23 protein-coding genes are annotated in these 24,193 nt (G+C 67.9%); 16 read left to right on the top strand and 7 right to left on the bottom strand.

Annotated elements, in window-relative coordinates; translation table 11 throughout:
* The first annotated feature begins 51 nt into the window (after window positions 1-51).
* Window positions 52-2,202 carry a xanthine dehydrogenase family protein molybdopterin-binding subunit gene (locus tag DB31_RS40460; protein ID WP_044198448.1) on the top strand — a complete coding sequence of 717 codons (2,151 nt, stop codon included), beginning with the start codon at window positions 52-54 and terminating at the stop codon, window positions 2,200-2,202.
* A 2-nt stretch (window positions 2,203-2,204) separates the two neighbouring features.
* Window positions 2,205-2,684, top strand: coding sequence for a (2Fe-2S)-binding protein (locus DB31_RS40455; RefSeq protein ID WP_044198447.1), 480 nt, complete (start codon window positions 2,205-2,207; stop codon window positions 2,682-2,684).
* 29 nt (window positions 2,685-2,713) lie between these two features.
* Here the strand turns inward: DB31_RS40455 and DB31_RS40450 are convergent, their stop codons facing one another.
* The gene (locus DB31_RS40450; RefSeq protein ID WP_044198446.1) at window positions 2,714-3,163 is read right to left on the bottom strand and encodes a DUF2147 domain-containing protein; all 450 of its coding nucleotides are present in this window, start codon (window positions 3,161-3,163) and stop codon (window positions 2,714-2,716) included.
* Window positions 3,164-3,807: 644 nt separating this feature from the next.
* Between DB31_RS40450 and DB31_RS40445 the strand changes: the two genes are divergently transcribed.
* Window positions 3,808-4,278 (top strand): SRPBCC family protein, encoded by a 471-nt coding sequence (locus DB31_RS40445; protein ID WP_044198475.1) that lies wholly within the window; start codon window positions 3,808-3,810, stop codon window positions 4,276-4,278.
* A 35-nt stretch (window positions 4,279-4,313) separates the two neighbouring features.
* On the opposite strand, the gene DB31_RS40440 is transcribed toward DB31_RS40445, so the two are convergent.
* Window positions 4,314-5,810 (bottom strand): serine hydrolase, encoded by a 1,497-nt coding sequence (locus DB31_RS40440; protein WP_052420635.1) that lies wholly within the window; start codon window positions 5,808-5,810, stop codon window positions 4,314-4,316.
* Between the two features lie 149 nt (window positions 5,811-5,959).
* Between DB31_RS40440 and DB31_RS40435 the strand changes: the two genes are divergently transcribed.
* Genes DB31_RS40435 through DB31_RS40425 form a run of 3 tightly spaced genes read left to right on the top strand, consistent with a single transcriptional unit; the run spans window position 5,960 to window position 9,025 of the window.
* Entirely contained in the window at window positions 5,960-6,778 is an 819-nt protein-coding gene (locus DB31_RS40435; RefSeq protein ID WP_044198445.1) for an ABC transporter ATP-binding protein, read from the top strand.
* Entirely contained in the window at window positions 6,775-8,433 is a 1,659-nt protein-coding gene (locus tag DB31_RS40430) for a hypothetical protein (protein ID WP_044198444.1), read from the top strand. Before DB31_RS40435 ends, DB31_RS40430 begins: the two co-directional genes overlap by 4 nt.
* A 10-nt stretch (window positions 8,434-8,443) precedes the next feature.
* A complete protein-coding gene (locus DB31_RS40425; RefSeq protein ID WP_044198473.1) occupies window positions 8,444-9,025 on the top strand; it encodes an antibiotic biosynthesis monooxygenase in 582 nt (193 codons plus the stop codon).
* 70 nt (window positions 9,026-9,095) lie between these two features.
* On the opposite strand, the gene DB31_RS40420 is transcribed toward DB31_RS40425, so the two are convergent.
* From DB31_RS40420 to DB31_RS40400, 5 genes are all read right to left on the bottom strand, one after another.
* Window positions 9,096-9,794 carry a C40 family peptidase gene (locus DB31_RS40420; protein ID WP_044198443.1) on the bottom strand — a complete coding sequence of 233 codons (699 nt, stop codon included), beginning with the start codon at window positions 9,792-9,794 and terminating at the stop codon, window positions 9,096-9,098.
* Between the two features lie 76 nt (window positions 9,795-9,870).
* On the bottom strand, window positions 9,871-11,010 hold the full coding sequence (locus DB31_RS40415) for a DUF819 family protein (RefSeq protein ID WP_044198442.1): 1,140 nt from the start codon (window positions 11,008-11,010) through the stop codon (window positions 9,871-9,873).
* An 11-nt stretch (window positions 11,011-11,021) separates the two neighbouring features.
* Window positions 11,022-12,341, bottom strand: a complete 1,320-nt coding sequence (locus DB31_RS40410) for a pyridoxal phosphate-dependent decarboxylase family protein (RefSeq protein WP_044198441.1) — start codon at window positions 12,339-12,341, stop codon at window positions 11,022-11,024.
* A 38-nt stretch (window positions 12,342-12,379) separates the two neighbouring features.
* Window positions 12,380-12,595 carry a hypothetical protein gene (locus DB31_RS40405; RefSeq protein WP_044198440.1) on the bottom strand — a complete coding sequence of 72 codons (216 nt, stop codon included), beginning with the start codon at window positions 12,593-12,595 and terminating at the stop codon, window positions 12,380-12,382.
* Window positions 12,592-12,861: a hypothetical protein gene (locus DB31_RS40400; RefSeq protein WP_044198439.1), complete on the bottom strand. Its 270-nt coding sequence runs from the start codon at window positions 12,859-12,861 to the stop codon at window positions 12,592-12,594. The genes DB31_RS40405 and DB31_RS40400 overlap by 4 nt, the downstream gene beginning before the upstream one ends.
* Window positions 12,862-13,051: 190 nt before the next feature.
* Between DB31_RS40400 and DB31_RS40395 the strand changes: the two genes are divergently transcribed.
* The 10 genes from DB31_RS40395 to DB31_RS40350 all read left to right on the top strand — a co-directional run bounded on the left by DB31_RS40395 (window position 13,052) and on the right by DB31_RS40350 (window position 24,188).
* The gene (locus DB31_RS40395) at window positions 13,052-13,540 is read left to right on the top strand and encodes a PilZ domain-containing protein (protein WP_044198438.1); all 489 of its coding nucleotides are present in this window, start codon (window positions 13,052-13,054) and stop codon (window positions 13,538-13,540) included.
* A gap of 82 nt (window positions 13,541-13,622) precedes the next feature.
* Window positions 13,623-14,342 (top strand): SitA6 family polymorphic toxin lipoprotein, encoded by a 720-nt coding sequence (gene sitA6 / locus DB31_RS45730; RefSeq protein ID WP_083969185.1) that lies wholly within the window; start codon window positions 13,623-13,625, stop codon window positions 14,340-14,342.
* A gap of 6 nt (window positions 14,343-14,348) precedes the next feature.
* Window positions 14,349-15,068 (top strand): SitI6 family double-CXXCG motif immunity protein, encoded by a 720-nt coding sequence (gene sitI6, locus DB31_RS40385; RefSeq protein ID WP_044198437.1) that lies wholly within the window; start codon window positions 14,349-14,351, stop codon window positions 15,066-15,068.
* Window positions 15,069-15,093: 25 nt separating this feature from the next.
* Complete coding sequence (locus tag DB31_RS40380) at window positions 15,094-15,855, top strand: ParA family protein (protein ID WP_205628653.1); 762 nt, start codon at window positions 15,094-15,096, stop codon at window positions 15,853-15,855.
* 184 nt (window positions 15,856-16,039) lie between these two features.
* Window positions 16,040-17,092 (top strand): alpha/beta hydrolase family protein, encoded by a 1,053-nt coding sequence (locus DB31_RS40375; protein ID WP_044198435.1) that lies wholly within the window; start codon window positions 16,040-16,042, stop codon window positions 17,090-17,092.
* 12 nt (window positions 17,093-17,104) lie between these two features.
* Window positions 17,105-18,115, top strand: a complete 1,011-nt coding sequence (locus DB31_RS40370) for an acetoacetate decarboxylase family protein (protein ID WP_083969184.1) — start codon at window positions 17,105-17,107, stop codon at window positions 18,113-18,115.
* On the top strand, window positions 18,112-18,663 hold the full coding sequence (locus DB31_RS40365; RefSeq protein WP_240487190.1) for a hypothetical protein: 552 nt from the start codon (window positions 18,112-18,114) through the stop codon (window positions 18,661-18,663). The genes DB31_RS40370 and DB31_RS40365 overlap by 4 nt, the downstream gene beginning before the upstream one ends.
* Window positions 18,660-20,678 (top strand): patatin-like phospholipase family protein, encoded by a 2,019-nt coding sequence (locus DB31_RS40360; RefSeq protein ID WP_083969183.1) that lies wholly within the window; start codon window positions 18,660-18,662, stop codon window positions 20,676-20,678. Before DB31_RS40365 ends, DB31_RS40360 begins: the two co-directional genes overlap by 4 nt.
* A 46-nt stretch (window positions 20,679-20,724) precedes the next feature.
* Window positions 20,725-22,497 (top strand): GMC oxidoreductase, encoded by a 1,773-nt coding sequence (locus tag DB31_RS40355; protein WP_044198434.1) that lies wholly within the window; start codon window positions 20,725-20,727, stop codon window positions 22,495-22,497.
* Window positions 22,476-24,188 carry a metallophosphoesterase gene (locus tag DB31_RS40350; protein WP_052420632.1) on the top strand — a complete coding sequence of 571 codons (1,713 nt, stop codon included), beginning with the start codon at window positions 22,476-22,478 and terminating at the stop codon, window positions 24,186-24,188. The genes DB31_RS40355 and DB31_RS40350 overlap by 22 nt, the downstream gene beginning before the upstream one ends.
* Window positions 24,189-24,193 lie beyond the last annotated feature (5 nt).

Below are 24,193 nucleotides of genomic sequence, written 5' to 3'. Positions count from 1 at the left end.
ATCACCCGGCGAGTCATGGAGTCCCCGAAACGTGTCAGCCATAGTCCTTCCATGGCTGACACACAGACACCGGAGCCAGGCGGTTCAGACGGTGCGAACCGCCGCCAGTTTCTGACGTGGCTGGTCGCCGCCCCCACGTTGATGGTGGCGGCGAGGTGGGGGCTCGATGTGCCCTCCGCCTGCGCGGCGGAGGCTCCAGCCGAGACTCCGTTGGACCTCTACATCACCCTCCGCTCCGATGGGCGCGTCCTCACGACGCTGCCCCGCACCGAGATGGGCCAGGGCATCACCACCGGCGTGGCCATGCTCGTCGCGGAGGAGCTCGACGTGCCGCTGAGCTCCGTGGACGTGCGCAGCGCGGACGCGGATCCGCGCTGGCTCATCCAGCTCACCGGGCTGTCATCGACAATGCGCTATCTGGCCGGTCCCCTTCGCGCCGCGGCTGCCGACGCCCGCGCCCGGCTCGTCACAGCCGCCGCGCACCGCTGGCAGGTGCTGGCGCTCACGCTCTCCACCTCCAATGGAGAGGTGCTCGCGCCCGACGGCCGCCGCACTGGCTACGGCGAGCTGGCCCAGGAGGCCGCCCGCGTCTTGATCCCCGAGGTCCCCACCCTGCCGAAGCCACCGAGCACTTATAAGGTGGTGGGACGGCCCACGGGGCGCATTGATGCGCACGACCTCGTGACAGGGGCTGCGCGCTACACGCTCGATCTCGATATTCCAGGGGCCGTGCCCGTCCTCGTGGCCCGGCCTCCCACGCTGCGCGGCTCGGTCCAGACCTTGGATGCCTCGGCCGCCTCGGCGCTGCCCGGAGTGGTGGGGGTGGTGCCGCTGCCCTCGGGAGTCGCCGTCGCCGCCCAGAACTTCGCTCAGGCCTTCGCTGCGCGCGATGCGCTGCGAATCACTTGGACCCTGGGGCCGGCCAGCCACCTCTCCGACTCCCACATTCGAACGAGCCTGCGAGATGCCATCGGCGCGCGGCCGCTCCCGCCGCTGTTCACCACCCAGACCCTGGAGGCCCGCTTCGACTTCCCCTACCTCGCCCACGCGCCCATGGAGACGCAGAGCTGCGTGGCCCGAGTCACCGCCGACAGTGCCGAGATCTGGATGGGAGCGCAGGATCCGAAGTACGCGCGGCGCCAGGTCGCCGAGGCGCTCGGCTGGGCACTCACGCCGCAGCGGGTGACCGTGCATCCCGTGAGGGCAGGAGGCGGGTTCGGCCGCAGGTTCTTCACCGAGGCCGCGGTGGAAGCCGCGCTCGTCTCGCGGGCGCTCGGGCGTCCCGTGAAGCTGATGTGGACGCGCAACGACGACATGCGCCACGGCCACTTCCGGCCCGCCAGCCACCACCGGCTCCTCGCCTACCTCGGTCCAGCGGGGTCGATCCTCGGCTGGAACCACCGCGCCGCCATTCCCACGGTGGAGCTTCCTCACGGTTTCGGAGACCTCCTCACCGCCATGGCTGGTGAAGTCCTGCCCAACGTGACCAGCCAGGTGTTCTTCGCCATGACACAGCACGTCCCCTACTCCTTCGGGTGGGTGAGCCAGGACATGCGCGAGGTCACCCTCCCCATTCCCACAGGCTCTTTCCGCTCCGTGTTCACCAGCCAGGTGGGCGTAGCGAATGAAATCTTCGTGGATGCGCTGGCACGGGCGCTGGGGCGCGACCCGGTCGAGCTGCGGCAGTCCCGGCTCACCTCGAATCGCCTCAAGGCGGTGCTGAACGAAGTCGCCAGCAAGGGGCAGTGGGGCCGGCCACTCCCAGCGGGGGTGGCCCAGGGCGTCGCCGTGCTCGAGGAGTGGAACAGTGCCATCGCCCACCTGGTCGAGGTCGACGTCACGGGAGAGACGCCCCGGGTGCTGCGGATCGTCATCGCCGCCGATGTCGGCCTGCCCATCAACCCCAAGAGCATCGAGGCCCAGCTCCAAGGCGCCGCCGTGGACGCGATGTCGACCACGCTGAGTGCCGGCATCCACATTGACGCGGGAGCCGTGCGAGAGGGCAGCTTCGCGGACTACCGGTGGCTGCGCATGCGGCACACCCCCGCCGAGATCCAGGTGCACCTGGTCCGCTCGGACAACCACGTGGGAGGCGTGGGAGAGCTCGGCTATCCCAGTGCGGCTGCGGCCCTGGCCAATGCCATTGCCCGGGCCACCGGCACGATGCCCACCCAGTTCCCGCTCCTCAACGGAGGCGCCTGACCATGCCGGTGATTCACTTCACCTTGAACGGGAAGCCCGTGTCGGTGGACACCCCTCTGGACATGCCGTTCCTGTGGGTGCTGCGCGAAGTGCTGAGCGTCACGGGCCCCAAGTATGGCTGCGGCGTCGGCGTATGCGGGGCCTGCACCAGCCATCTCGATGGACAGGCGTTCCGCCCCTGCATCCATCCCGCGAGCAGCGTGGAGGGCCACCAGGTGACGACCATCGAGGGCCTGGGCGCCCCGGGGCTCCACCCCGTGCAGCAAGCGTGGATCGCTGAGGACGTGGCCCAGTGCGGGTTCTGCCAACCCGGTCAGATCATGGCCGCGGTCGATCTCCTCCGGAGAAACGCCCACCCCACGGATGCCGAGATCGACGCCGCCATGAGCGACAACGTCTGCCGGTGCGGCACCTACGTGCGCATCCGGGCCGCCATCAAGCGGGCAGCCCAGGCGCTCCAGCAGGCGAACGGCGGAGGCTGATCCGGCAGCGCCTCCACCACAGGGCGACACTACTCGGCGCGAACCCAGTGCTGGGTGCGACCCAACAGCGCCATGCCGATGTAGCCGCGGACCTTCAGCTTCTTGCCCCCGTCCTCCACGGCGATCTTGACCTTGTAGGTCTTGCCATTGGCCGGATCGAGGATCGTGCCGCCGGACCACTCATCGTCGTCCTTCTTGAGATCCTTCATGATGACCATGCCGAGAATGGGCTGGTTCTTCAGCGCGCCCTCGCACTTGTCACAGACCGGGTTCTGTTCCTCGGTGGGCTCGCGGAAGAGCTTCTCGATCTTCCCGAAGAGCTTGCCGTTCTCCTCATAGACGGAGATGACGGACTTGGGCTTCTTCGTCTCGTCATCGATGGTGGTCCAGCGCCCTACGGGGGTCGTCGCCTGGGCCAGAGCGCTCGTGGAGAACAGCACGGTCAGCACGGCCAGTCCCATCCAACGGCTTGCGATCATTCTGAAGTCCTCCGGCGCCAGGTTCTGAGGTCGAGAGGGGCCGCGCGCCTCGGTGACAGCCCCGCGCCATTCTGCCTGGACTCGGTGGCGGCGCCTATCTTCCTGTCCCGGCGGTGGGTTCGACTCCTGCCCCAGCGGGCGAGACGAGCCGCCTGCCAGGGCCTCCCGCCCAGGCGACCCGCAGTTGAAGACATGGCTCCCTGTCACGGCGCATGGCACCCCGGGCGGTCTTGCGCTGCTCCGGGCTGCTCATACCTTCCCCGCGGATTCTGTCGGTGCAGCCTGCGGTGTCGCGGGCACAGGGGGGCGTCATGAAGATCCTGCGATGCGTGGTGTTCATCGGAGTACTGGTGCTTGCTGCCTGCGGAGTCAGTTCGACAGAGCAGGACCCCGTCACCGAAGGTTCGCAGACGGCTCCTCCTGACGGGGATGTCTCGCCGGACACAGCGACGCCCGTCGCTGTGCGGTGTGAAGAGACCTATGGCGAGTGTCGTTCAGGGTACTGCGATAATGAGAGGGACAGAGTCCGGACCGTCACCAAGCGGTGCTGCACCCCCTCTGGCTCGTGCACGGTCAAGAGCTATCGGGTCTGTGGCTGTTAGCGGAGGAGCCCCAAGTCCATCGGAGCGAGCTAGACTGTGTCCGTGGCCCGCTTCGTCCTGGAATTCTTCATCGCCGCGCCGCCAGAGCGGGTCTTTGACTTGGCCCGGGATCTGGACTTCCACCAGCGCTCCCTGGCCCACACGGGCGAGCAGATCGTGGGAGGCCGCCGCGGGGGCCTCATCGAGCTGGACGAGGAGGTGGAGTGGCAGGCCCGGCACCTGGGCCTGCGCTGGCGGCTGCGCAGCCGCATCACGGTGCTCGAGCGTCCACACCGCTTCACGGACATCCAGGTGCACGGCCCGTTCGCCTCCCTCGAGCACCGGCACCTCTTCGAGCCGGTGGAGGGAGGCACGCGCATGGTGGACGAGTGGGAGCACCGCGCGCCGCTGGGCCCTCTTGGCTGGCTGGCGGATCAGCTCTTCCTGGCGCGCCACATGAAGCGGCTGCTGGAGATCCGCAATACGGCCCTGAAGCAAGAGGCTGAGAGAGCCGCCACATTCTTGCCCGCATGATGCTGTGGCTTCATGGGGGCCCTCCCTCCCGCGCTTTATTTTCGTGAGGCCAGGAGGTCGTTGATCATCTCTGGCATCTCCGTCGCCGCGCCGACGTCGAACTGGTCGATGGACATGAAGAGTCCGATCCCTCGAACGGGCGAGAACGCGACATAGCTGAACACACCATTCGTGCCACCGGCCTTTTGAAGGATGAACGGCCGGTCGCCCCTGGGCATCATCACGACCCAGCCGAGCCCCATCGCATCCATGTGGCCGGACTCGTCGAGGCCGATGACGGGATTCAGCCCGTCACGCTGCACGTAGGCCCCGTGATTCAGGAACCGCGCCTCCACGTCGCTTCGCTCTAGGTCGCTGCCGGTCTCGAGGTGCCACTGGAGCCACGTGAGGAGGTCCTCGGGTGTCGAGTACAGGCCGCTGGCGCCCCGAGGTGTAGAGTTGTGCGTCGGCTGCGGCTCTTGCCCCGGCTGGGACGCTGGCCTCTGCCGGGGCCAGGGGTTGCCATTGGCATCGTGGCCACCGAACAGGTTCTGGGTGCTGTCGTCTTTGCATCCCACCTTCCAGGGCGGCGCGTTGAACGAGGTGTGGCCGAGTTGGAGAGGGGACAGCACCTCTCGATTCAACAGGTCGTAATAGGATGCGTTTTCCGACTTGTTACACTTGTCGTACAACGCTCGGGAGAGGGCGTTGAAGCCAACGTTCGAGTAGAACGCGCCCGTTCCCGGTGGAAAAAGGACGGACGGCAGCAGCTCTGGCTTCGTCGGTTCGAGCCCGATGTCCGGGGTCACCTCGCGGGGCAGGCCGCTCGTGTGCGTGACCAGATCGATGAGGCGGATCGCGGGGTTTTCAGCGATCTGATCCGTGAAGCGGGCCTCTCCCTTCGCGACCATCCTGGCAAGCAGGTGTCCCGTGAACGCCTTGGTGATGGAGCCGACCGGCACGAGCGTGTGTTCGTCAGGCACGAGGGAGCCCTCGGCATCAGCCCATCCCTGGACCGTGCGCGCGAACGACCCATCGGCAGCCCGGACGACGGCGCCGAGCACCATCTTGGGGAGCTTGTACTTGAGAGCGAAGACATCACCGGCGAACGCGGCGCCCTCCACGAGCGGCAGGAGCCGCGCATGGGCAGCCGAGAACGGAAACAGCTTGTCGATCTGGTACTGCCAGATGAGCCGGCCTTCCGCGTCATGGAAGGGGTCCAGAACGTCACCGTATTGTTTTTCGAGAGGCTCGGGCTCAACGCCGTTTCCCTGGTAGAGGCCGAGGATGCGGGTGAACTTCGTGCCTTCCTGCTGCATGTAACACGTGAAGTCCCGGCTGGCGCGGCTCAGCCCCAGGTAGACCATGGCGCGGAACGAGGGCTTGCGGCTCTCCAAGTCGACGTACGCGACATCCGTGAACTGATCGCCGGGCGCAAGACGAGCCCCCGCCGGGAAGGTGAATTCCGTTTTGGCCAGCCCCTCGTACCCAGTCACATAGAGGGTCTGATTCACGCGGGCCATGATGCGAATGATGGGATTGGGATTGTTCACGGCCGTCTCTTTCTCGCCCCTACGGGGGAAGGCTCCGGCGAAGCTAGCAGATGCTCCATCCCACACCAGCTTACACCAACCAACCGTGCTTGCTCGCTCTGTCGGGGGGATTGTCGGGGAAGGCCCGGAGGACCGAGACTTCGCCTCACATGTCGCACTCCCCCACCGATCTGGCCGTTGACGCCCGTGGGCTCGTCAAACGCTTCGGCAACTTCACCGCGCTCAACGGGCTGGATCTCCAGATCCCCCGGGGTGCCTTCTACGCCTACCTGGGCCCCAACGGCGCGGGGAAGTCCACCTCGCTGACCATCCTCACCGGCGTGTACGGCCCGGATGCCGGCACCATCCAGCTGCTGGGCATGGACGCCGTGAAGCAGCCCATGGAGGTGAAGCGGCGGATCGGCATGGTCCCCGAGGAGCTCAGTCTCTTCGAGCGCCTCACCGGCCGTCAGTACCTCACCTTCTGCGGCCGCATGTATGGCCTGTCCGGAGACGAGGCCGCCGCCCGCGCCGCCGAGCTGCTGGAGCTCACCGAGCTCACCTACAAGGCGGGCGCGCTCGTGGCCGAGTACTCCAAGGGCATGCGCCGCCGCCTGGCCATCGCCGCGGCGCTCATCCACGCCCCCGAGCTCGTCTTCCTGGACGAGCCCTTCGAGGGCATCGACGTGCTGGCCGCCGGCGTCATCCGCGAGCTGCTGCGCGAGCTGAGCCGCCGGGGCGTCACCCTGCTGCTCACCACGCACGTGCTGGAGATCGCCGAGCGCCTGGCCACCCACGCCGGCATCATTCGCGGCGGCCGCATGCTGGATCAGGGCACCGTGCCGGAGCTCATCCAGCGCTATGACGTGTCTTCGCTCGAAGCCGTCTTCGAGAAGCTCATCTCCGTGCCCGCCGCGCGCAACGCCGCCCTCTCCTTCTATGGAGAGCTCCCCGCCTCCGCGGTGTCCCTGCGCCGGGAGTCCGCGTGAGCCCGCCTCCCGCCCCTGGCTTCCTGCGCCACCTGTGGCTGCTGTGGGGCCTGCGCCTGAAGATTGGCCTCAACCGCGGCTCCGGGCGCCCCAGCAAGGTGCTGGCGATCGCCACCTTCCTCGCCTCCAGCGCCCCGGCGCTCTTCTTCGGCCTCCTCTTCTTCGGGCTCATGCGGCTGCCTCCCGTGGCCGAGAGCAACGTGTGGCCCTACTTCATCCTCAACCTGCTGTGCTTCGTCACCGCCGCCGTGTGGGTCACCTGGCCGCTGCTCTCCGCGGGCGTGGATGACCACTCGGAGCTGAGCCGCTACGCGCCCTTCCCCATCTCGCCTTTCCGGCTGCTCATCTCCTCCACCGTGGCCAGCCTCTTCGAGCCGCGTGCCCTCGTCTTCTACGCGCCCCTCACCGGCGCCGCTCTGGGCTACGCCTCGGTGTACCCGCTCCGAGCGCCCTGGGTTGCCGTGGTCAACTACATCCTCTTCGCCCTTCTCTGCGCCGCCTGGAGCCGCGTGGCCCTGCACGCCGTCATCAACGTGCTGAGGGAGAAGCGCAGCGCGGAGATCATCGGTGGCGGCCTGTTCGCCTTCCTCTTCGCCGCGTCCTTCATCCCCCCGGTGGACACCTCGTGGCTCACCGCCGTGGGTGAGGCCGGCGTGGGCGCGCTGGACATGAGCATCATCATCAACGCGGCCATCGCGCTCGGCCGCGTGCCTCCGGGATTCTTCGGGGACTCGCTGGGACAGCTCGCCTACGGGCGTCTGCGCCTGGCCCTCATGGAGTCTTTCGGGCTGGGGCTCTTCGTCCTCATCGGCATGGGCGTGGCCTACGTGCTGCTGCTGCGCTTCCACCGCCAAGCGGGGCGCGCGGGCCCTGCCATGAAGGAGTCCGGGGACCGCGATCCGTTCGCCCGCACGCCCACCCGGTTCCGCACGCTGCTCGCCCGCGAGGTGTTGGACTTGTGGCGCAACCCGCGCGCCCGGCTGCTCACCTCCGTGCCCTTCATCCTCGCCATCCTCCTGAAGCTGCTGTCCGGGCGGGACTTGTTCGTCTACCTGTTCGGGCAGTCCGCGGATGTGTCGCTGATGGGCGGGCTGGCCGTGTACGGCGCCGTCGTCATCGCCTCCACGTTCTCGCAGAACACCTTCGCCTATGACGGGCAGGGCTTCGCCATCTTCCTGGCCGCGCCCATGGAGCTGGCGGACGTGCTGCGCGCCAAGAACCTGGTGCAGGGCGTGGCCGGCCTGGGCATGGCGCTGCTGGTGGGCCTCTTCTACCGGGTCTACTTCGGCTTCGGCACGTGGGTGGACTTCCTGTGCGCCATGGCCTCCGTGGCTGCCGTGGTGCCCGTGCTGCTCGCCGCCGGCAACTTCCTGTCCCTGTACTTCCCGGTGAAGTTCCACGCCAGCCTCAAGCGCCGCGACAAGCTGCCCCTCACCGCCTCCATGCTCGGCATCCTCGCGGCCTGCGCCGGGTGCATGCCGTTCGGCTGGGCGCTGAAGCTGGCAGGCAAGGAGGGGCCTACCCTCCAGACCGCGGCAATGATTGCCCTGTGCGCCGGGCTCTACGCCGTGCTGTACCGGGCCCTCCTGCCGCTCGCCCTGCGCCTGCTGGACCAGCGCCGAGAGATCATCTTGCGCGCCGTCACGCGCGAGTAGAATGGCCCCGATGAGCGCGTCCGCCACCGAGCCCTCGGACTCCGAGGGCCCCGTCACCGTCATCATCAGCCGGCGCATGAAGCCCGGCACCGAGGCGTGGTTCGAGGAGTGGCTCCAGGGCGTCACCGCCGATGCCGTGCTCTTCCCCGGCCACCTGGGCGTCGACGTCATCCGTCCGCCGAATACCGCCACCGGGGACTATGTGCTCGTCTTCCGCTTCGAGACGTACGCGCACTTGCGCGCCTGGGACGAATCTCCTGTCCGCGCCGACTGGCTGAGGCGCGCCGAGCCCTATGCCGCCGGAGCGCCGGTCGTCCGCCGCGTCACCGGGCTCGAGTACTGGTTCCGCCCGCCCGGGCTCCGGGCGATGCCTCCCGTGCTCCACAGGATGACGTTGGTGACGGTGCTCTGCCTCTACCCGCTGCTCATCCTCACCGTGCCGCCCCTGAGGCAGTTGCTGCAGGGATTGCCCGAGCTGATCGCCGCGCTCCTCGCCGGGCTGCTCCTGGTGTACCTGACGACGTATGCGTTGATGCCGGTGCTCGCCCGGCGGCTGTCGTCCTGGCTCTTCCCGAAGCCGCCGGTACATTAGCGGAAAGCAGCAGGGGCCCAGCGCTACGCGGCGCCGAGCCCCCGGGTTCATCTCGGTGGAAGCAGACAGCTCAGTACTTCAGCCCGGGGATGAGGGCGCCGGACGTCCAGCCGCGGCCCTGCGCGCTGAAGATGTTCACGCCATAGGCCGAGCCGCGCGCCTCGATGGTGCGCCCGTCGCCCAGGCTGATGGCCACGTGGCCCGGCCGGAAGAGCAGCGCCCCGCGCGTCTTCAGCGCCTGATCCACGGAGACCTCCGTGCCCTTCTGCCGGAAGAACGGCACCTGGTTCATCGTCCCGTCCGGCACGGTCACGCCCGCCTGGTGCGCCGCCCACTGCACCAGCTCCGAGCAGTCGAACGTGTCCGGGTTCTTGTCGTTCAGGTTGGTCTCCGCGCCGAACACGTAGCGGTCGCCGCGCTGCGCCAGGGCCTTCTGCACGAAGTCCTCGGCGGTGCCCTTGGCCGCGGGGCCCGGGGTGGGGTTCGGCGAAGGAGCAGGGCCGCCCGCGCCCTTCAGCTTGCCCCACGTCTGGGGGCCCACCACGCCGTCCACGGAGATGCCCTGCGCGCGCTGGAAGGCCAGCACCGCCGCCTTCGTCTTGGGCCCGAAGGCGCCGTCCACGGGGCCGGGGTTGAAGCCCTTGGACTTCAGCAGCGTCTGCAGCTCGCGTACCGCGGGGCCATTGGAGCCCTCACGCACGGTGGGCATCGTCGTACGGGAGGCGGCCGTCAGCGCCGCGGTCCGGTTCGAAGAGATAGGAGCAACCATGGCAACACCCTCGTGTAAGAAGTGACTTACACGGGTTATCGGGCCCTGATTCTCAAAGTTGCGGAAAGAGCGCGGATCAGCCCCCACCCGCGAGCCAGCGCAGGCCCCAGGCCGTCAGCAACCCCAGGTAATTGCCCAGGGCAATCCCTGCGAGCCCCAGGGTCAACCCGGGGCCGACGAGGGCTCGATTTTTCATGGCCGCCGCAACAGGGCCGATCTGCGCGGGTCCATAGATGGTGGCGGTGGAGCAGATGAGGGTGCTGTCCGCATCGATACGCAGCAGCGCAGAGGCGGTGACATGGAGGACGATGGCCAGCCCCATCACCGCCCACACGTAGACGAACAGCGTCACGCTGCCTCCGCTGAGCATCCTCAAGTCGGCCAGCGAGCCCATGGCCACGCAGAAGATGAGCAGCAGGTACTCGCCCAGCTCGTAGGCGCCCTGGAGCCGGCGCACGCGAGGAAAGAGCGAGGCGGCGATGCCCAGGCTGGTGATGCCCAGCAGCGCGGGGCTGGCCTCCAGCTTTCCGAACGCGAGCAGCGTCCCGCCAACCGCCACCGCCGCGATGGCCACCGCGAGCCCGAAGCCCAGCCCCATGTCGCGGAGGTGGTGCCGGGTCCACGTGCCGAGCCCCTCGCCTGGGTGCTCGAAGGGCTCGGGGTGCGGGGCGGCGGTGAAGGGCGGCATGAAGCGCAGCAACAGCCGCTGCGCAAAGGTGAGCAGGAAGATGAGGTAGAGGCCGCCCGCGGCCAGGTCCGCCGTGTTGAGCAGAACGAAGGTCTCGCTCTTCGTCTCCAGCACCCCGCCGATGGCGGCCATGTTGACCGTCCCGCCCACGTACACACCCACGAGCATGCCGGCGATCTTCCACCACTCGTCCGTCTCACCTCGGAAGAACCAGCCGATGAATCCCGCAGCCACCACCGCCGCGACACACGCCAGCGCAAACGAGATGAGCAGTGAGCGCGCGAGCCTCGGCCACTGGCGCACGTCCGAGGAGAAGAGCAGCAGGGGGATGGCCAGCGGCACCGCCACCTCGCTCACGCGCATGGAGGCGCCCTCGGCCAGCCGCACCCCCGGGAGGTTCGCCACCAGGACGCCCGCCACGTAGCAGAGCGTCACCGGCCCGAGGAACTTCGCCGCCCGGAAGCGCTCGCCTGCCCAGATGGCCGCCGCCGGGAAGAGGATGCAGAACAGCACCTGGATGACCGTCATCAGCGCGCTCCTCACCCGCGATCGAACACCCCGTCGAGGAAGTCCAAGAGGAAGCCGTCCACCTGCTGGCGATCCGGGATGGCGCCAACCATGCCATACATCGCCGCGCTGCCCTCGGGCGCGGGCTCGCCCGCCGCAAGCTTCGAGGCGCACTCGCGCAGGTCCGCCAGCAGCGTGTCCGCGACGCGCTCATGCGCGGGGGTGATCATGCAGTGCAGGGCGGGAGGGTTCTGCTGCCGGTCCAGCTTCCAGCCGCGACCCTCCATCGCGTCGCCCAGCTCGTACACGTTGACCGAGTCCGAGGTGAACGCGAACACCCCCGCATGCGGCGCGCCGAGCACGCGCAGGCCAGGAATGGCACGGATGCCCGCGAGGAGCTTGTCCGTAGTGGCGAGGATGCGGCGCGCGTGGTCGAGGTAGCCCTCCTCGCCCAGGTAGTGCATCACCGCCCACGCTGCGGCAATGGCGCCACCGGGCCGCGTGCCCGTCATGGAGGGCGAGATGTACAGCCCTCCGGGCCACTCCGAGTACGTGAAGAACTGGTGCCGCCGCAGCTCGCGGTTCCGGTACAGCACCACGGAGGCCCCCTTCGCCGCGTAGCCGTACTTGTGAAGGTCCGCGGACAGCGACGTGACGCCCGGCACCTCGAAATCAAACGGGGGAATGTCACGGCCGAGCTGCTTGGCGAACGGGAGAAAAAAGCCACCCAGGCATGCGTCCACGTGGCACAGCAGCCCCCGTGACTGCGCCAGCGCGGCCAGCTCGGTGATGGGGTCCACCACGCCATGCGGATACGGCGGCGCGCTGCCGACGATGAGTGCCGTGTTCGGGGTGATGAGCCGCTCCACCTCGCGCACGTCCACCCGGAAGTCCGGCCCCGGGGCCGCGTGGCGGATCTCCACGTCGAAGTAGTGCGCGGCCTTCTCGAAGGCCGGGTGGACCGTGAGGGGAGCGATGATCTCCGGCCGGGCGATGCCCTTCTCCTTGCGGGCCCACTCGCGGGCGGTCTTCACCGCCATCATGATGCTCTCGGTGCCACCCGTGGTCATCGTGCCGGCCACGTCGTCATCGCCGTGGAAGAGCCCGGCGGCCATGGAGACCACCTCGGCCTCCATGCGGCGCAGCGAGGGGAAGGCCAGGGGTGACAGGCCGTTCTCGGCCATGAACTCGCCGTAGGCCTCCTTGAGCAACCGGGAGTGTTCGTCATCCACGTAGTAAACGAGACTGAACGTGCGGCCTTCCTTCCACTGCGCGTCCGCGGAGCGCAGCCCCCGCAGCTCCGCGAGCACGTTGTCCTTCGTCCGCTTCGTCTTCGGCAGTGACTTCGGCATCCGGTCCTCCGCGCGGCCAAGCCGCACGGAGCCGAATATCACTGGCAATCCGGAAGCGTCTCCCCTGTTTTCACCGCCCGTGACTCGGCGTCCTTCCGCAGGAACCCCGAGAGGGTGTCCACCACCTCGCGCAGGAACACCTCGGGGGAGGACTCGCTCTGCCAAATCACCTCGGGCCAGGCGCCGCGAGCGGTCCGCTTCGCGTTCGCCGGGGGCTTCACGAAGTAATGCACTTCCACCCGGTGCGTGCTCATCGCTCGTACACCGCCGAGCGAGCGCGCGATGCACGCGGGGCCGCGGCCACATGGGCCTCGAGCAGGAATGCCTGGCTACGAGCCTTCGCCCTCGACGAGGCTGACTGCCGCACTGTCCGCCCTGTGCTGTTGACGGTGGAGGCGCTGGCCCGGCGGTGCCTGCGACGCAGCGTGCGGATGACGAGCCCCGCCAGCAAGGTGGCTCCCAAGCTCATCCAGAACACAGGGGGCTTGGAGTCAGGGACGATCAACGGGGGAACGCGCATGGCAGCTCCTGCAGAGGGGACAGGCCTGCCCATGCACTTCGGATGCCTGGAGGAACTTCAAGAAATTCGAGATTCTTCGGGGGGCCGAGGGCCTCGATCGCACCGAAATGGAGCGCCCAAAATGGACCTGCCCCAAAGTGGAACGTCCGGGAAGGTGCACTCGGCTCGAAGGGGCGCATACCATCCAGCCATGAGCATCAATGGATGGCTCCAAGAGTTCCGAGCGCTCCACAAGCGGGCACGGGCGAAGCAACTGAAGGAAGACGAGAAGCCGCTCTACCTCCAGGCACGTGAGCAGTTCGCGCGAGCGCTGACAGCGGCGCAGGGGATGACGCTCAAGCCGGGGGAGATGGCGCGCCAGACGTTCCGCGTCGCGCAGGCGATGCAGATCGAGCTGAGCTTGAGCGTGGGCATCGTACGAGCCATGACGCTGGACGTGTCGAAGGGAGGCTTCTCGGTGGTGCTGGGCAAGCCGCCCGCGGACAACGAGATGGTGGGCTACACGCTGAGGATGCCGGACGGAGCGGACCCCATCATCGGCCGGGCCAAGGTGGTCGCCTCGAGGAAGCAGATCGGCAACTACCGGTTGTCGTTCGCGTTCCAGGGCATGTCCGAGTACGACCAGGAGCGGCTGGAGACGGTGCTGTTCGACGCAGCCCTCTCGCGCATCCCGGGCTGATCCCAGGGCATGGCGCCCCATGCTCACAGTGCTCGAGCGAGCGGTGCCGCTGCGTGAGTGAGGAGCCTATGCTCGCGTCACTATGGGCAGACGCTCTGGGCGGTGGCTGTGGCTCTGGCTGAGTTGTGCACTGGTGGCTTGTGCAACGACGCCCCCTTCTGGGAGCGAGCACGCGGCCGCCGAAGCGGAAGGGCCAGCAGGCTCATTCGAAGAGGTGTGCCAAGACGAGCACAGCCTGGTGGCATGGTGCGACGACGCCCACTGCGGACTGTACCGATGCCGAGAGGTGATGGCGCACCAGAGCGTTGGGCACGTGGTGCGCACCCGGGGCGGCACCGTGGCATTGCCCGGCCCACCGGCAGCCACCCAGCGCTTCTGGGGCAGCGCCCAGAAACTGCCTCAGGATTCCCGGCCCGTCTTCATCATCCCCTGGCGGCACAAGCCTCCCCTGTTACCCAGCCAGCAGCAGATGCTGGACGAGGCGGCCAAGGAACGCCGCAAGCCTCACGAGAAGCACCACCTCTTCCCTCAAATGTTCCGGGAGTGGTTCACTCGACGAGACATCGACATTGATGAATACGTCATGCCTCTAGAGGTGGAGAAGCATCGGAGCATCCACCGAGGCGCGAACGGGGGTCCATGGAACGCGGCATGGGCCCAGTTCATCAACCAGCACATCCTCAAGCCACCATCAAAGGAAGAGATTTACCGGCATGCGGGACAGCTCATCTACGAGTTCCAGCTGTTTGGCCCGGTTATGCCGTACTCGAAGCAGCCGCCACTGTTGCCTCCGGGTTATTGAGGAGCCATGAGGTTCTACGCGTTGGAACAAGCCCCACAGCCTCGCTACTCGGGCACCTATGCTTACGGGCACACGTGGGGCTTGCCCGGAGCGTACTGTCCCTTGTGCCATATCAACGGGGCAACGGCTGGGGAAGCCTACCCCTCGGTAGACCTGTCTCACTTACCGATCGACGAGCAGCAGAAGTACATGCCTCGGGTCGAGAAGGACTACGCGGAATTCGAACGGCTGCGTGAGCAGGTGCGGCCCTGGGCCCCACCTGGAGCCCGCCTCCGGGCAGGAGCAGCGTTCGGTCCCCTGAATGGCTCTGCCCAGGGAGAGTTCGGCCCGCTGGTCATGGCATACCCCTGGGAACTGCTCATGAAGCCCGAAGCTCTGGCGCGCTTGCAGGCTGAAGGGATGCGCGGGCTGAAGGGATGCCGCACGGCGCTGCGTTTTCGAAAGAAGAACCCGCCGGAGTTGCTGGAAATGGAGTTGCTGTCCTGGGGCAGGTTCCACCCGGACTGCCTGCCGGAACGGCCCCCGCCTTGCCCCAGATGTGGCATCGAGTCCTTCGATCTGCCGGAACACCCCATTCTCGCCACGTCCACCCTGCCGCAGAATCTGGACCTGTTCCGGCTTGAATGGGCGCTGATCATCGGCACCGAGCGCTTCGTGGAGGCAGTGCAGCGCTTGGGCCTCGAGCACGACCTGACCTTTCGCGAGTTGCCCGTGCGCGGGGGATGACGCTCCGGTATAGGGTGAAGACGCCATGCCGATGATCGCGTTCTCCACCATCAAGGGCGGAGTTGGGAAGACCACCCTCTGCGTCCACGTCGCATCCGCCCTGGCGGACTCCGGGCACCGGGTGCTGTTGATGGACCTCGATCCCCAGGCGCACGCCTCCATGGTGCTGGGCCTGGAGCCCGCCGAGGCCCCCTGTGTCGCGGACACATTCGGCCCTCGGCCTCGCCACAAGCTGGACGACGTGGTGGTGGCTTCGCCCAAGCGTCCCAACCTCTTCATCGCCCGCGCTCAGCCGCGCATGGCCGCCATGGAGCGCGAGCTCTTCCAGTGGGGCCACCGCCTCCAGGCCATCCCCCGCGCTCTCAAGACGCTGAGCTGGACCCCGGACGTCATCATCGCCGACACGCCTCCGAACCTCGGCGCCTACACCGAGGCAGTGCTCCATTTCGCCGACGTCGTCGTGGCACCCGTCCCCACCGGCGCCTTCGCCCTGCAGGGCCTGGGTGAGATCGAGACCGCCTGGCGCGACACCCGGGAGGAGGGCGGCCAGCTCGTAGCCGTGGTGAACCTCTGGGACCGCCGCACCACCGCCACCAATGACGCGATGGACGCCGCGCTCAAGGAGTCCACCGTCCCGGTGCTGCGTGCCCGCATCCCGCGCTCGGAGGCCATCAACCAGGCCGGGCTCGGCTACGAGGTCGTCTTCGACACGAGCCCCAGCGCTCCCGGCGTCGAAGAGCTGCGCGAGCTGGCCAAGGAGCTGGCTCGCCGCGCCGGCCTGCGCTGACCGGGCGCCTGCCTGCTCTGGCTCCCTGCAAGTAAGCAGGGAGCACCGCCGGAAAATCACACGCCGTCACATCCACTGAAGGGCCGCTCCAACCAGGTGCGAGGCCTCCGCTGCCGTGCGAGCGGGGGACAGTGGTGGGGACTCACGGGAGCCGTGTGCCCTCGCCAAGGAGCGTGGCCCCGTCATGCAAGCCGAGTCTTCCTCCCCTTCTGGCTACACGGAACGTGTCGTCCCATTCGTGGCGGGTGATGGCCGCTCGCTCAACCTGCACCACATCCGCGGCGCCCAGGAGCCCACCAAGGGTCCGGTGATGCTCGTGCACGGCGCGGGAGTACGGGCCGGCATCTTCCGCGCCCCCGTGTCACGGACGGTCGTGGATGCGCTCGTGGACGACGGCTACGACGTGTGGCTGGAGAACTGGCGCGCAAGCATCGACGTCGAGCCGAGCGCGTGGACGCTCGATCAAGCCGCCGTCCATGACCACCCCAAGGCCATCGAGACGATCGTCCGGGAGACGGGCCGCGACGAGGTGAAGGCCATCATCCACTGCCAGGGTTCAACGAGCTTCATGCTGTCGGCGATGGCGGGGCTCGTCCCGCAGGTGAAGGTGATCCTCAGCAACGCCGTGTCACTGCACCCCGTGGTGCCACGCTCGGCACGGCTCAAGGCATTCTACGCAGTGCCCGTGGTGTCGAAGCTGACGCCGTACCTGGATCCGCAGTGGGGCCTGCACGCGGAGGGCTTCACGGCGAAGGCCCTCACCCTGCTGGTGAAAGCAACCCACCACGAGTGCGACAACACGGTGTGCCGGCTGGCGAGCTTCACGTACGGCACGGGGTTCCCCACGCTGTGGCGGCACGAGAACCTCAACCCCGAGACGCACGAGTGGCTCAAGCACGAGTTCGCCAAGGTGCCGCTCACCTTCTTCCAGCAGATGGCCGAGTGCCTCCGGGCTGGGCACCTTGTGCCGGTAGAGGGCTACCGGGAGCTGCCCGAGGACGTGGCCGAGCGCCCTCCCGAGACAGACGCGCGCTTCATCTTCCTGGCGGGGGAGCTCAACCGGTGCTTCCTGCCCGAGAGCCAGCGGCGCACCTATGAGCGGCTGTCCCAGCACCGGCCCGGCTACCACGCGCTGCACGTGATTCCGGACTACGGGCACCTCGACATCTTCATGGGCCAGGACGCGGCCCGAGACGTGTTCCCCCTCATCCTCGCCGAGCTCAACAAGCCAGCGTGAAGGAGCGTAGCCATGTTCAGGGTACCCCAACGCATCAAGCAGCAGACGGGACGCTTCTCGAGGGTGGATGGCATCCCCTACGAGCTGCCCATCAACTCCCGGGCCTCTCCGGCGCTGATGGCGGCGTTCACGATCGACGCCGGAGCGGCCGCCCAGCTGCTCCCGGGGAACGAGGTGCACCCGCTGCGGCTGTGGGGGAACAAGGCCGCGCTGTTCGTCACGGTGATTGACTACCGGGACACAGACATCGGGCCCTACATCGAGTTCAGCATCGCCATCCCGTGCACCCACGGCGCCAGGCCCGCGCCCACGGTGCTGCCGTTGCTGTTCCAGAAACACTACGGCGTGGGCCAGTACGTGGTGGACCTGCCGGTGAGCACGGAGATCTCCGTGAAGGGCGGCAAGGGCATCTGGGGCATGCCCAAGCACCAGGCGAACCTGGACTTCCGCATCGGAGCCCAGACCATCAGCAGCCAATACGACAAGGATGGTCAGCTGGCGGTGCGCATCGAGATCGATCGGCCCGGAAAGGCGTGGCTCCCGCTGCGAGCCAGCGGCGCCAACTACTGCCAGTTCCGCGGCATGCTGATGAAGTCCTTCATCTACTTCCGAGGGAAATTCGCCTTCCGGCTCGGGAAGAAGGCCTCGGCGCGGCTCACGATGGGGGAGCACCCGCGCGTGCAGCCGCTGAAGAAGCTCGGCATCTCCCAGGAGCCGTTCTTCGTAGGCTTCCTCCCGTCCTCGAGCGGCGAGCTGGATGACCACTTCGAGTGCTGGTTCCTCAGCTCTCCCAGCCTCCCGCCCCCCCAGCCCGAGGGCCTGGAGAGCGTGGTGAGCCTCGGGCTGAGCCAACAGTGGCTGGCGCCTCCGGCCGCTGCGGGCCGGCAGTCCACGCTTTCCCCCGGGACTCCCGCCATGACGGATGGCTCGGAGCACGTCCCCGAAACCGAGGCCTCCGAGAAGGAAGAGCCGCGCCGGCCAGACACGCTCACGGACGACGCCGGAATGGGAGCGCACCCATGAAGCGCCCGGTCCTCCACACGCTCAACGCGTGCCTGCTGTTCCTCTGTGCCTCCATGTACCTGGGGACGGGCTGGTCGCTGGTGCTGTTCTCGTTCCCCATCGCGCCACAGCTCACGGTGGACACCTACTACCTCCAGTTCGTCCCGCAGGTGACGGCCGCCACCCGGTTCTTCACCTGGATGACGCTGGTGATGCTGGTGTCCGCCGTGGGCCTGTTCCTCGCCGAGCGCAAGAGCCCGCTGCGCTGGTACCCCGCCACCGTGTTCCTGGGCGTGGTGGCGGCCACACTGCTCACCCGGTTCCTCATCTTCCGTTACAACGCGGAGATGGCCTCGGGGATCCGCGACTCCGAGCGCCTGCGCGAAGTGCTCTCCGCGTGGATGACGACCAACCGCATCCGCGTGGGGCTGTGGACCGTGCAGTGGCTGGCGATGATGGGCTACTTCGCCCACAAGCTGCTGCGCGCCGAGCAGCCCGCCCGCGTCCAGGCCGGGAAGCCTGCCTCCGAGAGTCCCAGCGCCCAGCGGTGGGTGGAGGCCCAGTCATGAGGAACCGTGGAGAGCGCTGGCTGCGCAGGATTCTGGCCGCCATCTCGATCGCTACGGTGGTCAGCGGCGCCGTGCAGCTCTTGGCACCGGGCTTCGAGCTCGGGTTCCTCAAGGCCGAGTCCACTCCCACGAGCCGCCACTTCTTCGGCATCGTCGGCATGTTCATGGTCCTCTTCGGAGGCCTGCTGCTCCACGCGCTGGTGCGCTCGAAGGAGAACCGGGCCGCCTTCGTGTGGACCGGGCTCCAGAAGCTGGGCGCGTGCGCAGCGGTGAGCCTCGGCGTGGCACGAGGCATCTTCTCTCCGCTCGCGCTGGGAGTCGCTGGCTTCGACCTCCTCTCCGGGCTGCTCATCCTGGGCTACCTCGGCCTGCTGCGCCGCAACGAACGCGCGGCCCTGTCTCCTACGCTGAAGTCCGCGCCCGTGCCCATCCCTGTGCCGGAGCCGCACCCCGTGTCGTCCCCCATCGCCTCTCCCTTGGCGGAGGACGGCCGCAAGCGAGCCCTCATCCTGGCGGGCGGAGGCATGCGCGTGGCGTGGCAGGCGGGCGTGCTGCGGGCGCTCCAGGACGAGGGCCTCCGCTTCACCCACGGAGACGGCACCTCGGGCGGCATCATCAACCTGGCGATGCTGCTCTCCGGCCTGTCTCCGGAGGAGATGTGCAACCGCTGGCGGACCCTGCGCGTGAAGGATTTCGTCTCCTTCGTCTCGCCCGAGAAGTACCTGAAAGCCTGGGACCTGGAGGCGCTGGGCGACGCGGACGGCATCCGCGAGCACGTCTTCCCCCACCTCGGCATCAACGTGGACGCCATCCGCGCCAACACGGCGATGGAGGGCACTTTCAACGTCTGTGACTTCACCCGCAAGACGAACGAGGCCATCCCACACACTCGCGTGGACACGGATCTGCTCGTGGCGGGCATCTCGCTGCCCATCTTCATGCCTCCGGTTCGCAAGGACGGCGCGCTCTACCTGGACTCGGTGTGGATCCAGGATGCCAACCTGCTCGAGGCGGTGCGGCGCGGGGCCAACGAGCTCTGGGTGCTCTGGTGCATCGGCAACACGCCCACATACCGGCGCGGGGTGTTCCACCAGTACGTCCACATGATCGAGCTGAGCGCCAACGGGGCCCTCTTCGAGCAGCTCGAGCGCATCGAGGAGCTCAACGCACGCATCCGCGCGGGCGAGGTGGTGCACGGCCACCGGCAGCCCATCGTGGTCCACCTCATCAAGCCGGAGCGGCCGCTGCCGCTCGATCCGGACTTCTACGCCGGGCACATCACCGCGGGCACCCTCATCGACCTCGGGTACGCGGATGCGTGCCGATACCTCGAGACATGCAGTCCCCAAGGCTTCCCGCTCACCCTGGAGATCACTCAGATGAACGCACCCGCTCCCGACCTCACCTTCCGCGAGACCATGTCTGGCCCGCTGTCTCTCCACGAGACCGACCCTGCTGCAGGGGCCGGCAAGGGCCGCCACACGCCCTTCACCTTCCACGCCACCATCAGCGTGGACGACATGGAGGCGTTCATCCGAGACCCGCAGCACGCGGCCCGGCTGGTGGCGCACGTCTCGTATCCGCCCTTCGGTGAGAACCTTCCGGTGAAGCGCGGGAGCTTCAACCTCTTCAAGGCTGGAGACACTCCGAACACCCGGCTGATGACGTACGGCATGGCCTTCGAGCACCAGGGCCGCGAGTACTACCTCTCCGGCACGAAGACGATCCGCGACGACAAGGGGCCGGACCTGTGGCGTGACACCACGCGGCTTTATGTCCGGCTCCACGAGGGCCCGGACGAGCGTGGCCCAGTGGTGGGCGCGGGCGTCCTCAAGCTGGGCCTGGGAGATCTGCTCAAGCTGGTGTCCAGCATGCGCTCGTCACGCCCGGGGTTCGAGGGCACGCAAGCCGTGATGCGCTTTGGCCGGTTCTTCCTCGGCACGCTCTGGGAGGTCTACGCCCCCATGGCCCGCGAGCCCGAAGCCATGGAGCGCGAGCCCCTCTCTCCTCCGTGAACCCAATCAGGGCCCCACACCCAGAGCCCACATCAGGAGCCCCCTTATGAATCCTCGACGTGAACACTTCGATGCCATCGTGGTCGGCTCGGGCTTTGGCGGCTCGGTGATGGCCTGGCGGCTGGCCGAGGCGGGCCTGCGCGTCTGCGTGCTGGAGCGCGGCAAGGCCTACCCCCCTGGCTCGTTCCCGCGAAGCCCCTACGCCATGCGCCGCAACTTCTGGGACCCGAGCCAGGGCCTGCACGGGCTCCTGAACCTGTGGTCCTTCAAAGGGCTGGGCGGCGTGGTGGCGAGCGGGCTGGGCGGCGGCTCGCTCATCTACGCGAACGTGCTGCTGCGCAAGGAAGAGAAGACGTTCGTCCACGAGAACCTCCAGGACGGCGGGTACGAGGATTGGCCCGTCACGCGGGAGGACCTCGAGCCGCACTACGACGCGGTGGAGAAGATGATGGGGACGCAGCGCTACCCCTTCGAGCACGAGCCCTACCGCCACACGGCGAAGACGATCGCGATGAAGCTCGCGGCCGAGCGGATGGGGCTGAAGGATGATTGGCAACTGCCTCCGCTGGCGGTCACCTTCGCCAACCCGGGCCAGCCTCCGGTGCCGGGCGAGCCCATCCAGGAGCGCCACCCGAACCTGCACGGGCGGACACGGCTGACGTGCCGGCTGTGCGGGGAGTGCGACATCGGCTGCAACTACGGCAGCAAGAACACGCTCGACTACACATACCTGTCAGCGGCGAAACGGCGCGGGGCGGAGCTGCGCGTGCGGTGCGAGGTGAAGGCCTTCTGGCCTGAGGACGGCGAGTACGTCGTCGAGTACGTGGACCACTCGGAGGCCCGCGAGGGCGAGCGGCCCGAGGTCCCCACCTCCCTGTTGCCGCGCACGCTCATCTCCGCGGACAAGCTGGTGCTGGCGGCGGGGACGTTCGGGTCGACGTACCTCCTGCTGAAGAACCGGGAGGCGTTCCCGGGGCTCAGCGGCCAGCTCGGCACCCGGTTCTGTGGCAACGGGGACCTGCTGGGCTTCCTCTTCAAGTGCACGGACAGCAGCAAGGGCAAGCGGGAGCCGCGCGTCCTCGATGGAGGCCACGGCCCCGTCATCACCAGTGCGCTCCACATCCGAGACGCCGCCGAGGGCGGCACCGGCCGCGGGTTCTACGTGGAGGACGCGGGCTATCCCGAGTTCGTCAACTGGCTCTACGAGAGCAGCGATCAGCTCGCCCTGCTGCGCCGCTTCATGCGGCTGGGCACCCGGCTGGTGAAGGGGTGGCTCGGCCTCAGCCGGGACACGGATGTGAGCGCGGAGATCGCCGAGACGATCGGAGACTGCGTGGGCTCGGCGAGCTCGCTGCCACTGCTCGCCATGGGCCGCGACATTCCGGACGGGAACATGACGCTGAACAAGGATGGGCTGCTGGAGGTCGACTGGCGCATGCGCCACTCGTCCAGCTACTTCCGGCGCGTCCGCCAGACGATGGCGGAGATCGCCGATGCGCTCGAAGGCAAGCTGCTCCAGAACCCGCTCAGCTACCTGAGCCGGGTCATCACCGTGCACCCGCTCGGGGGCTGCCCCATGGGCCGGGCTCCCGAGGTGGGCGTGGTGGACGCGAATGGAGAGGTCTTCAACCACCCCGGGCTCTACGTGGCGGACGGCGCGGTGATGCCCGGCCCCACGGGCCCGAACCCGAGCCTGACCATTGCGGCGCTGGCGGATCGCTTCGCGGATCACCTCATCGACCAGGTGCGCCGCCCCACCCATCGACCCTCTCACCCCTCCCCCATGAAGGAGGCGCCATGGCCTCAACCACCGGCTTGATCACCGGCGCACCACCCTCTCCCCCCACTCCGTCCCGGAAGCCGCTCGGACGGAAGATGGTGTCGTGGCTCGATCCCATGACGCTGGCGAAGACAGGCATCCGGGCCGCCGTCTCCTCCACGATTGGGAAGCAGGCCGATCGCCGGCTGCTCGACGCGCTGGCGGCCCCGGATGTGAACCCCTGTGACTTCTCCGTGGATGCGGCGGGCAGGCCTCGGGAGGAACTGTGGCTCGACTACGTGTCGGACCTGGGGGACGGCTGGGACTCCACCTATGCGGTAGCTCAGGCAGTGGCTCGGCCCATCCTGACAGTGCGGGACGAGACAGGCTCCACCTACGATACGCGCGGCGGCGAGCTGCTCGTGTTCGGCGGAGACGAGGTGTACCCCACGGCGAGCGTGAAGGCGTACGAGGAGCGGACCCTCCACCCGTGGACGTGCGCAATCCAGGGGCAGCGAAAGCCGCCGCACATGTTCGCCATCCCAGGAAACCACGACTGGTACGACGGGCTCGTGTCCTTCATGCGGCTGTTCTGCCAGGGCCGCACGCTGTCCGGCTTCGAGACGCACCAGCGGCGCAGCTACTTCTCGGTGAAGCTGCCGCATGGGTGGTGGCTGATCGGCACGGACATGCAGCTGGAGTCGGACCTCGACCAGCCCCAGGTCCGCTACTTCCAGGAGGTCGCCAGGCTGATGCGCGAGGAGGATCGCGTCATCCTCTGCCTGGCGGAGCCTGCGTGGCTGGTGTCTCAGGTGCGCCCGTCCGAGGACCGTACCTACCTGGAGAACAACCTCCGCTTCCTGGAGGAGCAGGTGCTCGGAAAGAAGGTGAGCGTGTTCCTCGCGGGAGATCTCCATCACTACCGGCGGCACGCCAACGACGAGGGCCGGCAGAAGATCATCGCCGGAGGGGGTGGTGCCTTCCTGCATCCCACGCACATCCCTCGGAAGGAAGCGGCGCTCGATGACGGCTTCACGCCGCGCAAGAGCTTCCCGAGCGCCCAGGACTCCCGACGGCTGAGCTGGCGCAACCTGGGGCTCGCGGTGAGCAGCCCCCGGTTCGGAGTGCTCACAGGGCTGCTTTACATGCTGCTGGCTTGGGCTCTGTCGGTGAACCTGGGCGAGGCCAACGTGCCGAAGGCGCTGGGGCTGGTGGTGCGCACGGCGCTGGCCAGCCCCGGGATCGTGCTCATCGCGGTGCTCGTCACCCTGGGACTGATCGGCTTCGCGGACAAGCGCTTCGGGCGCTGGCGCTGGCTCGCGGGCGTGCTGCACGGACTGGCGCACCTGACTGCGGCGTTCCTGCTCGCCTGGGGAGTGTCGCACCTGATGGGCTCGACAGAGCTGCCCTTCGGAAGCGTGGAGAGGGATCTGCTCAGCGCCGTGCTCATCTTCGCTGGCGGGTTCCTGGCCGGGCCGACAGTCATGGGGCTCTACCTGCTCGTGTCGCTGAACGTGTTCGGCGTGCACGCGAACGAAGCGTTCTCCTCGCTGGCCATTCCGGACTGGAAGAACTTCATCCGGCTGCACATCGACAAGGCGGGGCACCTGCGGCTCTACCCCATCGGGCTCCGGCGCGTGCCTCGCTCCTGGAAGCCGGGCGAGCTGGCGCGAGACCCCGCGTGGGTGGCGGACCCGAAGGACCGCCGAGCCACGCCTCCCGCGCTCATTGAGCCGCCCATCGTCCTCTGAGGCCC

Source organism: Hyalangium minutum (assembly GCF_000737315.1).
Taxonomy (GTDB): Bacteria; Myxococcota; Myxococcia; order Myxococcales; family Myxococcaceae; genus Hyalangium; species Hyalangium minutum.
Note: the sequence above shows the minus strand (reverse complement) of the source record. Positions and strands in the feature narration are given on the sequence as shown.